The following is a 13,895-nucleotide window of genomic DNA, read 5'->3' as shown; positions in this document are numbered from 1 at the left end:
CGTTAGTGTGTGCCCAGTATGCCAGCAACCGTCGCCGTGACCGAGATCGCCGACCTGATCGGCGACGCCGAGGTCGTCGCCATCGGCGAGAACAACCATCACATCCGCGAGTTCGGGGTGCTGCGCGACCAGGTGCTGCGGCACCTCGTCACCGAGCGCGGGTTCACCGTGCTCGGGTTCGAAGGCGGGTTTCCCGAAGGGCGCCTGGTCGACACGTGGCTGAGGGGTGGCGCCGGTGACGTCGCCGACATAGCGCAGGACGGCTTCACCTTCGGCCTGGGCGACTCGGCCGAGGTCCACTCGATGCTGACCTGGCTGCGGGGTCGTGGCGTCCGGTTCTGCGGGCTGGACGTGCCGAGTTCGGCGGGCTCGCCGGTGCCCGCGCTGCGAGCGGTCCGCGAAGTCCTGACGCGGGTGGACACCGCCAATGTGTCCCTTGTGGACACGGCGCTGGCGGCCTGCGAGCCGTACGCCTCGGTGAGCAGTGCGGTCGCTCCCGGGCGGTACCAGGAGATGAGCGTCGCGGCGCGGGACGCGGCCACCACGGCGCTTACCGTCCTCAAAGGACATGTCGAGTCGCTGGCACCCGAAGCCGCGCACGACGCGGAGGGCGCGCTGCGCGTCGACCTGTACCTGCGGGAGCTGGCCGCGCTGATGGCCGGGCAGGCGCCGGAGCCGCAGAGTTCGTCGCGGGACACGTACATGGCGGCCACCGTCCGGTTGCTGCGGCGGCGGTTCCCCGGCGAGAAGATCGTGCTGATGCTCCACAACGGACACCTCCAGCGCGTGCCGTTCTCGCCGATGCCCGGCATGACGGCGCCGTCCGCGGGCACCCACCTGGCCGCGGAGCTGGGGGATCGCTACTTCGCGCTCGCGTTGACCGCGGTCTCGGGGACGACGACCGGGCTCGTCCCCGACGAAGGTGCGCGGCTCGGGTTCCGGATGTTCGAGCAGGCGTTGGACGCGCCGGCGGAGGGCAGTGTCGAGGCGGTGCTGGCCGCCGAGGCGCCTTGCGTGGTCGCGCGTCCCGCGGCGTCGAGCATCCGGCACGCGCACATGACTGTGGCGGTCGACGTCCCTTCGGCGTTCGACGCGGTCGTCTGCCTGAAAGGGCAGGAAACGATTTTCCGGGCCTGACCCGGTCAGGTGTGCCCGTTCGGCTGATTGCCGCAGTGGGTTCGTGGGCGTTTCCTACCGGTATGGCCGGGCGGAGGCGGGCGTTGATCGTCGCCAACGGCGAGTACGACAACGCGGGGCTGCAGCGGCTGGGCTCGCCCGCGGCGGACGCCGACGCCCTCGCCGGGGTTTTGGCCGACCGGGCGATCAGCGACTTCGACGTGCGGGTGGTCCGCAACGAGACCGCGCACGTCGTCCAGGCGGAGATCGAGGACCTCTGCGCGGAAGGGCGTCCCGACGACGTCCTGCTGCTGCACTTCTCCTGCCACGGCTTGAAGGACGACGCGGGCGGCCTGTACTTCGCGGCGCGCAACACCCGCCCCGACCGGTTGCGGTCGACGGCCGTGCCCGCCCAGTTCGTGCAGCAGTGCATCCGGCAGACCCGCTCGCGCAGCGTGGTGCTGCTGCTGGACTGCTGCTACGGCGGGGCGTTCGGGCAGGGCGTGGCGGTCCGGGCGTCGGGCGACGCGAACGTCCTGGACAGCTTCCGCGGCGGCCGCGGGCGAGCGGTGATCACGGCGTCGAACTCGATCGAGTACGCGTTCGAGGGCGCGACGCTGGCTTCGGACGAGCCGGCCCAGCCATCGGTGTTCACGTCGGCGTTGGTCGAGGGGCTGCGCACGGGCGAGGCCGACCGCGACGAGGACGGCTGGATCGCGCTGGGCGAGCTGTACGAGTACCTGTTCGACCGCGTCCGCGAGCGCAACCCGAAGCAGACGCCGAGCCGCGACATCGAGATGCAGGGCGAGCTGTACCTGGCGAAGAGCCGGCGCCGGCGCATCAAGCCGTCCCCGGTCCCGCCGGACCTGGCGGGCGCGATCGCGGCGGAGAACCCGTTCACGCGACTGGGGGCGGTGGCGGAGCTGCGCCGGCGGCTGGCGAGCGACAACCTCCCGGTGGCGGTGGGGGCGTTCGAGGCGCTCCGGTCGATGGCGGCCACGGACATCGAGCACGTGGCGGCGGCCGCGGCGGACGCGTTGTCGTTCGCGGTGGTGCGGGTGGACGTGCCTTCGGTGCGGCTGTCGGCGCCGGCGGGGTCCCGGGCATCGGCGTCGCTGCGGGTTTCGGGGCCACCGGTGGCGCGGGAGGTGCGGTTCGACCCGTCGCACGCGTGGATCCAGGCGGTCGAGGTGGCGGGCGGGGCAGAGCTGACGGTGACGGCGGGGGAGTCGGGAGTGCGGCGCGGCAAGGTGGTGGTGACCGGGCCGACCGGGGACGTGGTGGTGGGGGTGGAGATCGAGGCCGAGCCGGTGCCGGTGGTGGAGCCCGGGGCTTCTGCCGAACCTGAACCCGCCCGGGAGACGGAACCCGAGCCGGTGGCGGCCGAGCCGGAGCCGCGCACCGCCGGCCCCGCGGCCGCCGGCGCGGACCGCGCTGCCGGACCGGGAAGCGCGGCGGAATCCGCGGCAGAGGCGGAGGCTGGATACCGGGCCGCGGCGGAGCCGGCGGCGAAACCCGTCCCGGACGAGGCAGCCGAGCCCACCGCGCGGCCGGTGGTCGAGCCGGCTGCGGCCGCGGGCACCAGCGAGCCGGCGCCCGCGGCGGAAGCCGAGGCGCGAGAGCCGGCCGAGATCCCCGCGGAGCCGGCTGCGGCAGCCGAACCCGCGCCGGACCCGGCACCCGCGTCCGCCTTGCAAACCGGTGCCATCGATCCCGTCGGTGGGTTCGCCGGGATCCTCGCCATCGCCGGCACCGTCTTCGCCGTCGCCGGGCTTCCGCTCGACTACCGCTACGGCAGCTACACCCTCGCCCAATACCGCCCCGGCATGGAGTACTCCGTCGGTGTCGTCGCCGCGTGCGCGTTCCTCGCCGGTGTCCTCAGCCTCGCTCCGCGGACCCGCTCGCGGACCGGCCCCGCCCTTCTCCTCGGGACCGGCCTGGCCGCTCTCTTCGGGCTCATGCGCTTCATCGGCGAAGCGCTCACCCTGTCCACCGGCTCGGCCACCGAACTCAACGCCGGGTTCACCTTCGCCATGCTCGCGCACCTCGCCTGGGCCGTCGCCGGGGTCTGTGCCCTCGCCGCCCTGCGCCGGAACGGTGGTCTGCGCGCCGGGCCGATCGCCGGGTGGGCCTCCTGGGCGGCCCTCGCTCTGGGGGTCCTGGTCGCCGCCGGCTGGGTGTTCCAGCTCGGTGAACTGGCCGCCTACGACTCCGACGGCGCCGGTCGCAACGGCGCCTACTTCCTGCTCGGCGCCCTGGTGGCCGTCGTCGTGCCCGTGGTCGCCGTGGTGCTGCGGCCCGTCGGGGCCGCGGTGCTCGCCACAGGGCTCGCCGGGCCGGTCGCCGTGCTGCCGCCGACCTTCGCCGCGCTGGCCGACTACTCGTCCCTCACCTACGCCGGACAAGTCGTCGCCGTGGTGGCGCTCGTGCTGCTGGCCGCCGACGTCGTCGTGCTGGCCCGGCGGAATCAGCCGATCGAGCGACAGCCCTGAGTTGTCGCCCCGGCACTCCCGGGGTACGACGACGATCATGAAGACAGCGACAGTGGCAGCCGCCGTGGCGGTCGTGCTCGCCGGGCAGACCCCCGCCGTCGCCGACGGCGGGGTGCAGGTCGATCCGCCCAGCTGGGGCCTCGACCGGATCGACCAGCGCACCGGGCTCGACCACGCGTACCACTTCGCCACCGCGGCCGAAGGCGTCACCATCTACGTCATCGACAGCGGCGTCGACGCGAACCACCCCGACTTCCAGGGCCGCGTCGCCCCCGGGCGCGACTTCCTCAACGGCGGCTCCGACACGTCCGACACCAACGGCCACGGCACCCGCCTCGCCGGGATCGCCGCGGGCAAGGACTACGGCGTCGCGAAGGGCGCCCAGATCGTGCCCGTGCGCGTGCTCGACAAGGACGGCGGCGGCGCCACCGACCAGATCATCGCCGGCATCGACTGGGTCGCGCAGAACGCGCGGCAGCCCGCGGTCGCCGTCCTCGGCATCGGCGGGGTCCCGAACGACCGGCTCGACGCCGCGGTCAAGCGGCTCGCCGCCGTGGTCCCGATCGCCGTCCCGGCGGGCAGCGAGACGGCGGACGCGAGCGGCTTCTCCCCGGGCCGGGTCGCCGAAGCGCTGACCGTCGCGGCCACCGACGCCCAGGACCACCCGGACAAAGCGTCGAACTTCGGCCAGGACGTCGACCTGTACGCGCCGGGTGTCGACGTCCCCGGCCCGATCGCGGGCGGCACCGGCGCGGGGCCCGAGTCGGGCACGTCGATGGCGGCGGCGTTCGCGGCCGGTGTGGCGGCGCTCTACCTCGCCCAGCACCCGGAATCGACCCCGGCCCAGGTGGACCAAGCGCTTGTTCAGGCCGCGACGACGGACGTGCTGAAGGGCGTCCCGGAGGGCACGGCCAACCGGCTGCTTTACGCACCGGCGGGATCCTGACAAGCTGCCCAGACGCCCTCCCGGCCAACCCCCCAGCGGCGCATGATGTCCATCACCCGGGACTGAACTCCCGCAGAGCGGGAAGAACCGGGTAACGTGCGTTGACTTACCGATCCAAATGGGAAGGACCGGGCATGTTCCGCAAGGTGCTGGTGGCCAACCGCGGGGAGATCGCGATCCGAGCGTTCCGCGCCGGCTACGAACTGGGCGCGGGGACCGTCGCCGTGTTTCCGCACGAAGACCGCAACTCCCTGCACCGGCTGAAGGCCGACGAGGCGTACGAGATCGGCGAACCCGGTCACCCCGTGCGCGCGTACCTCTCGGTCGACGAGATCGTCGCCGCCGCGAAGAAGGCGGGGGCCGACGCCGTCTACCCCGGGTACGGCTTCCTGTCGGAGAACCCCGACCTCGCGCGCGCGTGCGAAGAAGCGGGCATCACCTTCGTCGGCCCGAGCGCCGACATCCTCGAACTCACCGGCAACAAGGCGCGCGCGGTCAAGGCCGCGCGCGAGGCCGGCGTCCCGGTGCTCGGGTCGTCCGAGCCCTCCAGCGACGTCGACGCGCTGGTCGCCGCGGCCGAGGAGCTGGGCTTCCCGGTCTTCGTGAAGGCCGTCGCCGGCGGTGGCGGACGCGGAATGCGCCGCGTCCAGGACCCCGCCCAGCTGCGCGAGTCCATCGAGGCCGCCGCGCGCGAAGCCGAGTCCGCCTTCGGTGACCCGACCGTCTTCCTGGAGAAGGCCGTCGTCGAGCCGCGGCACATCGAGGTGCAGATCCTCGCCGACGGCGTCGGCAACATCATCCACCTCTACGAGCGCGACTGCTCGGTGCAGCGGCGCCACCAGAAGGTCGTCGAGCTCGCCCCGGCGCCGAACCTCGACCCCGAGCTGCGGGACCGGATCTGCGCGGACGCGGTCAAGTTCGCGAAGCAGATCGGCTACCGCAACGCCGGCACCGTCGAGTTCCTGCTCGACAAGCAGGGCAACCACGTCTTCATCGAGATGAACCCGCGCATCCAGGTCGAGCACACGGTCACCGAAGAGGTCACCGACGTCGACCTCGTGCAGTCGCAGCTGCGGATCGCCTCCGGCGAGACCCTCGACGACCTCGGCCTGTCCCAGGACAAGATCTACCTGCGCGGCGCCGCGCTGCAGTGCCGCATCACGACCGAGGACCCGGCCAACGGCTTCCGCCCGGACACCGGGATGATCTCCGCCTACCGCTCGCCGGGCGGCTCGGGCATCCGGCTCGACGGCGGCACCGCCTTCTCCGGCACCGAGATCAGCGCCCACTTCGACTCGCTGCTGGTCAAGCTCACCTGCCGCGGGCGGGACTTCCAGACCGCCGTCGGCCGCGCGCGCCGCGCCGTCGCCGAGTTCCGGATCCGCGGTGTCGCGACGAACATCCCGTTCCTGCAGGCCGTCCTCGACGACCCGGACTTCCGCGCCGGGCGCGTCACGACGTCGTTCATCGAGGAGCGCCCGGAGCTGCTCACCGCGCGGCAGTCCGCCGACCGCGGCACGCGGCTGCTGACCTACCTCGCCGACCAGACGGTCAACAAGCCGAACGGCGAGCGCCCGAAGACGCCGGACGCCACGCTCAAGCTGCCGAAGCTCCCGAAGGACGCCCAGCCGGCGCCGGGGTCGAAGCAGAAGCTCGTCGAGCTCGGCCCGGCCGGGTTCGCGCGCTGGCTGCGGGAGTCGCCGCACATCGGCGTCACCGACACGACGTTCCGCGACGCGCACCAGTCGCTGCTCGCCACCCGCGTCCGCACGAAGGACCTCCTGGCGGTGGCGCCGGTCGTCGCGAACACGCTGCCCGAACTGCTGTCGCTGGAGTGCTGGGGCGGCGCGACCTACGACGTCGCACTGCGGTTCCTCGCCGAGGACCCGTGGGAGCGCCTCGCCGCGCTGCGCGAGGCCGTGCCGAACATCTGCCTCCAGATGCTCCTGCGCGGGCGCAACACCGTCGGGTACACGCCGTACCCGACCGAGGTGACGAACGCCTTCGTCGAAGAGGCCACGAAGACCGGCATCGACATCTTCCGGATCTTCGACGCGCTCAACGACGTCGAGCAGATGCGCCCGGCCATCGAAGCCGTGCGCGAGACCGGGTCCGCGGTCGCCGAGGTGGCGCTCTGCTACACCTCGGACCTGTCCGACCCGGGCGAGAAGCTCTACACGCTCGACTACTACCTCAAGCTGGCGGAGCAGATCGTCGGCGCCGGGGCGCACGTCCTGGCGATCAAGGACATGGCCGGGCTGCTGCGCGCGCCCGCGGCGACCAAGCTGGTCACCGCGCTGCGCAAGGAGTTCGACCTGCCGGTGCACATCCACACCCACGACACCGCGGGCGGCCAGCTGGCCACCTACCTCGCGGCGATCAACGCGGGCGCGGACGCCGTCGACGGCGCGGTGTCGTCGATGGCGGGCACGACGTCGCAGCCGTCGCTGTCGTCGATCGTGGCGGCCACCGATCACTCCGCGCGCACCACCGGGCTGGACCTGCGGGCGATCGGGGACCTGGAGCCGTACTGGGAGAGCGTGCGCAAGATCTACGCGCCGTTCGAGGCCGGGCTGGCGTCGCCGACCGGGCGCGTCTACGACCACGAGATCCCCGGCGGGCAGCTGTCGAACCTGCGCACGCAGGCCATCGCGCTCGGCCTCGGCGACCGGTTCGAGGACATCGAGGCGATGTACGCCGCCGCCGACAAGATCCTCGGCCACCTGGTGAAGGTGACGCCGTCGTCGAAGGTCGTCGGCGACCTCGCGCTGCACCTGGTCGGCGCGGGCGTCTCACCGGCCGACTTCGAGGCGGAGCCGAACAAGTTCGACATCCCGGACTCGGTGATCGGCTTCCTGCGCGGCGAGCTGGGCGACCCGCCCGGCGGGTGGCCGGAGCCGTTCCGCACCAAGGCCCTGGAGGGCCGCGCGGCGGCCAAGCCGGTCGCGGAACTGTCCGAAGAGGACCGTACGGCGCTTTCGGAGCACCCGCGCCGGACGCTCAACCGCCTGCTGTTCCCCGCGCCCACCAAGGAGTTCGAGGCGCACCGCGAGGCCTACGGCGACACGTCCGTGCTGCCCAGCAAGGACTTCTTCTACGGGCTGCGGCCGGGGGAGGAGTACGCGGTCGACCTCGAGCCGGGTGTGCGGCTGCTCATCGAGCTGGAGGCGATCGGCGAGGCCGACGAGCGCGGCGTCCGCACGGTGATGTCGACGCTCAACGGCCAGCTGCGGCCGATCCAGATCCGCGACCGCTCGATCGCCTCGGACATCCCGGCGACCGAGAAGGCGGAGAAGGGCAACCCGAAGCAGGTCGCGGCGCCGTTCGCCGGCGTCGTCACGCTGCAGGTCGCCGAGGGCGACACGGTCGAGGCCGGCGCGACGGTCGCGACGATTGAGGCCATGAAGATGGAGGCGTCGATCACCGCGTCCGCCGGCGGCAAGGTGGGCCGGCTGGCGATCACGAACGTCCAGCAGGTCGAGGGCGGCGATCTCCTCCTCGTCCTGGAATGACGCTGATCAACGCGGTCCCGCAGCGCCAAGGCGCCGTGGGACCGCGGGCGGCCGAGCTGCCGGACGGGTGCCTCGCGCTCGCGGAGCTGGCCGGGCACGTGCTCGGCCGGCCGGTGCACCACGTCCGGCAGACGCGTGAAGTATCCGAAGTGGACGCCGGGATCGCGTCACGGTCCGTGCTGACCGGGCCGAACCGCGCGGCGCAGCTGGCGGCCCTGGAGGCGCCGGGCGGCCCGGTCCTGACGGTCGGCGGCGACTGCGGGGTCGAGCTGGTCCCGATCGGCGTGGCCCGGTTCCGCCACGGGGCGGGCCTGGGTGTCGCGTGGTTCGACGCGCACGCGGACCTGAACACGGCCGAGTCGTCGCCGTCGGGGGCGTTCCACGGGATGGTGCTGCGGTCGCTGTTCGGCGAGGGCGACCCGGAGTTCGCGGCCGACCCGGCGTTGTGCCCGGGCAGCGTGGCCCTGCTCGGGACTCGGGTGTTCGACCCGGAGGAACGGGCGGCGGTCGACCGCGGCCTGGCCGGCACGTCACCGGATGCGTTGACGGGCGTGGAAAAGCTGTACGTGCACGTGGATCTCGACGTGCTGGACCCGGGCGAGTTCCCCGGTCTGAACTACCCGGAGCCGGCCGGCTGGACGATCGCCCGGCTGGTGTCCGAACTGGACGCCCTGGCGCGGTTCGAGGTCGTCGGCGCGGGGATCACCGAGTGCGTGGGAACTTCGCGCGAGGTCGAGGTCCTGGAACCCGTCCTGGCCGCGCTCGGCCGCCTGCTGGACAGCTGAAGGTCAAGGCGCGTCGAAAGCGGCGCGCACCGCGTTGAGGGCCGTCTCCAGATCGGCACCGAGGTCACGGGCCTGGGTGGCGTAGTCGGTCGCGGCGGACAACAGCAGGGCCGCGGGGGCCGGACGGCCGGGCGGGAGCGTCACGACCGTGCCGCGGGCGCGGGCCGTCGTCACCCAGCCCGCCGCCTCCAGCTCGCGGTACGCGCGCGCCACCGTGCCGGACGCCAGCCCGAGGTCCCTCGCCAGCTGGCGGATCGGCGGCAGGCGCGTCCCCTCCGCCAGCGCCCCCGTCGTCACCGCGCGGACCACCTGGTCGTGCACCTGCCGCCAGGGTGCCAGCCCGTTTTCGGTGTCGACGACGATCTTCACGCCGCTGCCGGGAGCCGTTTCAGCGGGGCCGTCACGGCCAGGAACGCGGCCACGCCCGCGATGACCACCAGGAACGACACCAGGTTGCCGCCGGGCCAGCCGATCGCCGTCACCGCGCCGATGCCCAGGCCGATCGCCACCCGCGCGCTGCGGCAGCGCAGCGCCAGGTCGGCCCGCGCCGCGCCGGCCGCCGGGCGGCGGACCGCCAGCACCGTGATCGCCGCGCAGAGCACCACCGTGCCCACCACGAACGCGAGGAGCTTCCACTGGGCCGTCACGGCGAGGTGCGCGACCGACCCGGCCGCCGCCAGGACACCGAGCACGAGCACCCAGGCCGGGGCGATCGCCGACAGCGTGCGCGGGGCCAGGTCGGCCTCGCGGCGCGGCGCGCGGGACGGCCGCTGGGCCAGCACTTCGGCGATCAGGCCGCCCAGCAGGAGGGTACCCACGACCGAGCCCACCCCGCCGCCGTCGAGCAGCGACGGGATCACCAGGAAGAGCCACGGGTACCAGAGCCGGCGCCGCTTCAGGTAGCGGACGGCCAGCGCGACCTCGGCCTCGTCCGGGTCGGGGACGCCCCAGCGCACGAGCAAGCGCTTTCCGTGCTTCTCGCCCGGCCAGAGCACGATCAGGATCGCCAGGCCGATCAGCCCGGCGAAGAGCGCAACCCCGAGCACGTTGTCCCACGGCATGCGGACCTCCTCGCTTGTATCAACCACACGATACAAGAGCGCCGGGTAACCGCAGCGCGGGGCGCTCGTTGCATGGTTCGGCCGTTCGTACGCAGGTGACCGTGCAGTCGGCGGGGCACTTGTCAGCGTTCCGCAGCCGGGTCCGGTGAACTTGTCACGAAGCTGACAAGAAATCGGTTTCCCTTCATCCGGGTGACACATTCGGCGCTAGCTTTTCGATGTGTCCGTTGTCACCCCGCTTCAGGTGCGGGGACCGGTCACCCGGGGTCTGCGGGGCGGAGCGAAGGAGCTGCGATGTCGGTGGAGCGCGGATTCGAACACGCTGCGCCACCGGCCGCACTACCCCGCAAGCTCGCCGACATCCTGCGGCCGGAGCTGGCCAGCCTCGCGGCCGAGATCGTCGACGAGATCCGCGCGACCATCGCCGCTTACGCGCGTCCGCTCGACGGCCCGTACGGCAAGTCGATCCGCGCCGGCGTCGAATACGCGATCACGTTGTTCGTCGCGCAGATCGCCGACCCGACGGTGTCGAAGGAGCAGTCCCACGAGGTCCACCACCGGCTGGGGCAGAACGAAATGCGGGAAGGCCGCAGCCTCGACACGCTGCAGTCGGCGTACCGCGTCGGCGCGCGCGTGTCGTGGCGGCGGATCATGCGCGTGGGGCGACGCAGCGGGCTCTCGTCGGCGGTGATGTCCCAGCTGGCCGACGCGATGCTGGCGTTCATGGACGAACTCGCCTCCGTCGCGCTCGACGGCTACCTGGAGGCGAAGGCGCGCACGGCGGGAGCGCTCGACACGTGGCGCCGCAAGCTGCTGCACCTGATCCTGGAGACGCCACCTGCGTCCCCCAAGGCGATCGCCGAGCTGGCCCAGCTGATCGGCTGGCCGGTGCCGACGGACGCGACCCCGGTGGCGGTCTGCCCGGCCGACGGCGTCGCCCCGGCCCGCCGCCACGCGGGCCTCGACGCCGACATCCTCGCCGAGCTGGACACGCCGGACCCGAAGCTGGTGGTCCCGGGCGAGCTCGGCGGCGCCCGCCTGGCGACGCTGCAGGTGGCCCTGCCGGACTGCCGGCTCTCGATCGGCCCGTGCGTCCCGCTGGCGTCGGTGGCGGATTCCCTGCGCTGGGCGCGCAACGCGCTGCACCTGGCCGAGCGCGGCGTCCTGGCCCCGCGCCCGGTGCTGCGCGCGGAGGAGCACCTGGCGACGCTGCTGGTCAACTCCGACACGGGCCTGATCGGCACGCTGCGGCACCGGCTGTTCGCGCCGCTGGCGGACATGACGGGCAAGCAGCAGGAGCGGCTCCTGGAGACGCTGCGGGCGTGGCTGGACAGCCAGGGCAACGTGGTGGAGATCGCGGAGCGCCTGGGGGTCCACCCCCAGACGGTCCGCTACCGCATGCGACAGCTGCAGGCGACGTTCGGCGACAGCCTCCGCGACCCGGCGGCGCGGTTCGAGATGGAGCTGGCTTTGCGTGCGGGTGCGGCTCCGCTGCCGTTGCAGTACCCGGTGAGCGAGCTGCTGCCCTCGCCGCGCGCCGGCGGCTCGCGTCCACAGTGGACGGGCCGCTAGCTCTAAAGCTGACAGAGGTTGTCGACAGTCTGGGATCCTGATCAAGGGAGGCTCATGACAGAAGAACCTGGTCAGGCGTGCGAACCGGCGCCTTGCCGTCCTGCGTCACGCTGAAGAGATCAGCGACAACCTCGCGGTGACCTGCCGCTACCACGACATCAGCCGCACCGTGTTCTGCCGGTGGAAACACCGGTACGAAGACGAAGGCCTCGACGGGCTGAAAGACCGCTCGGGCGCCCCGCTGCACTGCCCGACGATCACTCCTCCAGAGCCCGTCAGGTCACCGGGATCGCCGGGCTGAACGCCGTGTTCTGCGCGGGGTTCGTCACCTTGAGGGTGCACCGCATGGTCCACGGTGTCCATTCGCCGTTCGCCTTCTTGTGGTACTCCAGCGGGAAGGCCGCCGTCGTGGCCAGCGATACCGTCGCCGAGCCCGCCGTGCCCGCCGTCAGCGACGGCACCACCGAACTCGCGGACTGCGCGAACGGGACCTCGATGGCCCCGCCGGCGGGGTAGATCGTCTCCGGCACGGTCAGCCCGGTCGCCGACGGCCCGGACAGCGTCGCGCCAGCCGCCGTCAGGCCGAGGTTCGCGCTGCCGCGGAAGCCGTCGTAGCCGTACGCGGTCATGATGGCGTGCGGGCCCACGTCGAACCGCAGCACGCCACCCACACCGGCCGGGGTGACCGTCGTACCCGACGGGACGGAGTCCGGTGCGTCGAACCGCGCTTCGACGGTCGCCGGCTGCGGCGAGAGGCCGGGGAACAGCTCGCAGAAGTACACCAAGGCACCCGTCCGGTAGGTCAGGGTGGCGGCGTCCGCCTGGGCGGCCGTGGGCACCGCCAGCGCGGCGGCGCACGAAACGGTGGTGAGGATGCGCAGGAACATTTCGACTCCCCTTCGAAGTGTGTCCACAGTGGATCGATCACCGGCTCGCGCGGAACGCCTCCGCGGGGATCGGCGCGACCGGCGGGCAGTTGCGGTGGTCGGCCTCCACGCACAGCTGGATGATCGTCAGCCGCGCCGAGGCCTGGTTGCCCGGGCCCGAGTTCTGGCCCGTGAACAGCGAGCTCAGCTTCTCCGCCGCGCCGCAGTTCTTGAACGGGGGCAACGTGAAGCCGCGGTACTTCGGGTCCGCGTTCGCCGGGTCGGTGCCGATCAGGCCGCCGGTGAACGGGTCGTACTCGCCGATCATGTCGATCGGCATCGGCGTCGCCGAGACGCAGTCCGGGCCCGCGTCGAGCGGGACGCCGTTCACCTTGACGTCGCTCAGCCGCGACACCACGTCGAGGTGGTTGCGCAGGATCCCGTCGAACAGCGTGCCGAACGAGTGGATCATCCTGCCGCTTCGGTGGTCGACCGGCAGGAACTCGACCGTCGCGCTGATCGGCAGGAACCCGTAGCCGAGGTAGGACACCGTCACCGGCGCGAACGCCACCTCGCCGGTGATCTCGCTCCGGAGCGGGAACCCGTCGGGTGTGGTGATCCGGAACCAGACGCCGTTGACCAGCGCGGCCGGCTTGCTGTGGACCGTGGCGCCGGTCTTGGTGATCGTGGCCGTGTTGTCGATCTGGTTCGGCTGCAATGGCAGGACCAACGTGACGTTATCGTCGGCCGGTGGCACTTCGTCCAGCAGTTGGTGCTTCTGGGTGCCACCGGGCTGAGGCGCCGGCGTGGCTTTCTTGCCGGGCAGCGGTTTGCCGGACGGTGCGGCGGCGGCCGCCAGCACCGCGACCGAGCCGAAGGAGAGGTCCTGGCCGGTCTCGGCGGTGCACGGCACCTGCTCGGCGGGCCGGTCCGCCGGCGCGCCCGTCGGGCCCAGTGCGAGTTTCGGGGCGGTCAACCGGATCTTCAGCAGGCCGGCGGCGGACGGGGAGAACGCCGGGAGCGTCCCCTTGGCCGTCAAGAGCAGGTCGCCGTCGGCCGGGAGCGGCGTCGCGGGGATGGTCAGCGGGACGGCGAGGGTGTCCTTGACCTTCCCCTGCTCCAGCAGCAGCTGGAAGGTCAAGCCGCCTTCGAGCTTGGTGCCCGTGCCCAGCAGCTGCTGGGCGGCGGCGCGCGGCAGCGCGAACGACACGGCCAGGCCGTCGATCGTCGCGGGCTTGCCCACGGTCATCGAGGCGGGCAGCGTGGCCTCGGTCTTCACGTCGAGCTTCAGCGGCCCCACCGGATCGGCGAAGGGGCACGACGCCGCGACGGTCTTCGCGACCTCGCGCCCGCCCTTGCCGGCGTCCGCGGCGGCGGTGCCGGGCGCGGCCGAACCCGTCCCGGTGAACGCGCCGGTGGTGACCGACACCGCGCACACCAGCGCGAGCGCGCCGCGGGTCGCCGTCCGCCGGGTCAGCCGTCGGGCCATGCCGTGCTCCTGTCCGTGCCGCGGGGGAAACGAGCCGTAGGGATGGCCGGGGCCCC

The 13,895-nt window shown here is 72.7% G+C and carries 11 protein-coding genes; 7 read left to right on the top strand and 4 right to left on the bottom strand.

The window, feature by feature from the left end:
• Positions 1 to 18: 18 nt before the first annotated feature.
• From ACZ7OH_RS20450 to ACZ7OH_RS20430, 5 genes are all read left to right on the top strand, one after another.
• A complete protein-coding gene (locus tag ACZ7OH_RS20450) occupies positions 19 to 1,137 on the top strand; it encodes an erythromycin esterase family protein (protein WP_470282186.1) in 1,119 nt (372 codons plus the stop codon).
• Positions 1,138 to 1,199: 62 nt separating this feature from the next.
• On the top strand, positions 1,200 to 3,608 hold the full coding sequence (locus tag ACZ7OH_RS20445) for a caspase, EACC1-associated type (RefSeq protein ID WP_470282185.1): 2,409 nt from the start codon (positions 1,200 to 1,202) through the stop codon (positions 3,606 to 3,608).
• A gap of 37 nt (positions 3,609 to 3,645) precedes the next feature.
• Complete coding sequence (locus ACZ7OH_RS20440; RefSeq protein ID WP_470282184.1) at positions 3,646 to 4,554, top strand: S8 family peptidase; 909 nt, start codon at positions 3,646 to 3,648, stop codon at positions 4,552 to 4,554.
• Positions 4,555 to 4,688: 134 nt separating this feature from the next.
• Complete coding sequence (locus tag ACZ7OH_RS20435; RefSeq protein WP_470282183.1) at positions 4,689 to 8,066, top strand: pyruvate carboxylase; 3,378 nt, start codon at positions 4,689 to 4,691, stop codon at positions 8,064 to 8,066.
• Positions 8,063 to 8,851, top strand: a complete 789-nt coding sequence (locus tag ACZ7OH_RS20430) for an arginase family protein (protein ID WP_470282182.1) — start codon at positions 8,063 to 8,065, stop codon at positions 8,849 to 8,851. The genes ACZ7OH_RS20435 and ACZ7OH_RS20430 overlap by 4 nt, the downstream gene beginning before the upstream one ends.
• Positions 8,852 to 8,854: 3 nt before the next feature.
• Here ACZ7OH_RS20430 and ACZ7OH_RS20425 read toward each other — a convergent pair whose 3' ends face one another.
• Positions 8,855 to 9,220, bottom strand: a complete 366-nt coding sequence (locus ACZ7OH_RS20425) for a GntR family transcriptional regulator (protein WP_470282181.1) — start codon at positions 9,218 to 9,220, stop codon at positions 8,855 to 8,857.
• Positions 9,217 to 9,912, bottom strand: coding sequence for a hypothetical protein (locus ACZ7OH_RS20420; RefSeq protein ID WP_470282180.1), 696 nt, complete (start codon positions 9,910 to 9,912; stop codon positions 9,217 to 9,219). Before ACZ7OH_RS20420 ends, ACZ7OH_RS20425 begins: the two co-directional genes overlap by 4 nt.
• A 294-nt stretch (positions 9,913 to 10,206) precedes the next feature.
• Here ACZ7OH_RS20420 and ACZ7OH_RS20415 point away from each other — a divergent pair, with 294 nt between their 5' ends.
• Both ACZ7OH_RS20415 and ACZ7OH_RS20410 read left to right on the top strand, forming a co-directional pair.
• Positions 10,207 to 11,484: a PucR family transcriptional regulator gene (locus tag ACZ7OH_RS20415; protein WP_470282179.1), complete on the top strand. Its 1,278-nt coding sequence runs from the start codon at positions 10,207 to 10,209 to the stop codon at positions 11,482 to 11,484.
• Positions 11,485 to 11,551: 67 nt separating this feature from the next.
• Positions 11,552 to 11,785, top strand: a complete 234-nt coding sequence (locus tag ACZ7OH_RS20410) for a helix-turn-helix domain-containing protein (protein ID WP_470282258.1) — start codon at positions 11,552 to 11,554, stop codon at positions 11,783 to 11,785.
• Here the strand turns inward: ACZ7OH_RS20410 and ACZ7OH_RS20405 are convergent.
• Both ACZ7OH_RS20405 and ACZ7OH_RS20400 read right to left on the bottom strand, forming a co-directional pair.
• Positions 11,760 to 12,371, bottom strand: a complete 612-nt coding sequence (locus ACZ7OH_RS20405) for a DUF6801 domain-containing protein (RefSeq protein WP_470282178.1) — start codon at positions 12,369 to 12,371, stop codon at positions 11,760 to 11,762. The genes ACZ7OH_RS20410 and ACZ7OH_RS20405 overlap by 26 nt on opposite strands.
• Before the next feature lie 37 nt (positions 12,372 to 12,408).
• The gene (locus ACZ7OH_RS20400; protein WP_470282177.1) at positions 12,409 to 13,839 is read right to left on the bottom strand and encodes a DUF6801 domain-containing protein; all 1,431 of its coding nucleotides are present in this window, start codon (positions 13,837 to 13,839) and stop codon (positions 12,409 to 12,411) included.
• Between the last annotated feature and the right edge of the window lie 56 nt (positions 13,840 to 13,895).

This window comes from Amycolatopsis sp. NPDC114478 (assembly GCF_055633805.1).
The sequence above is the reverse complement of the archived record's forward strand: the minus strand, read 5'-3'. Positions and strand labels throughout refer to the sequence as shown.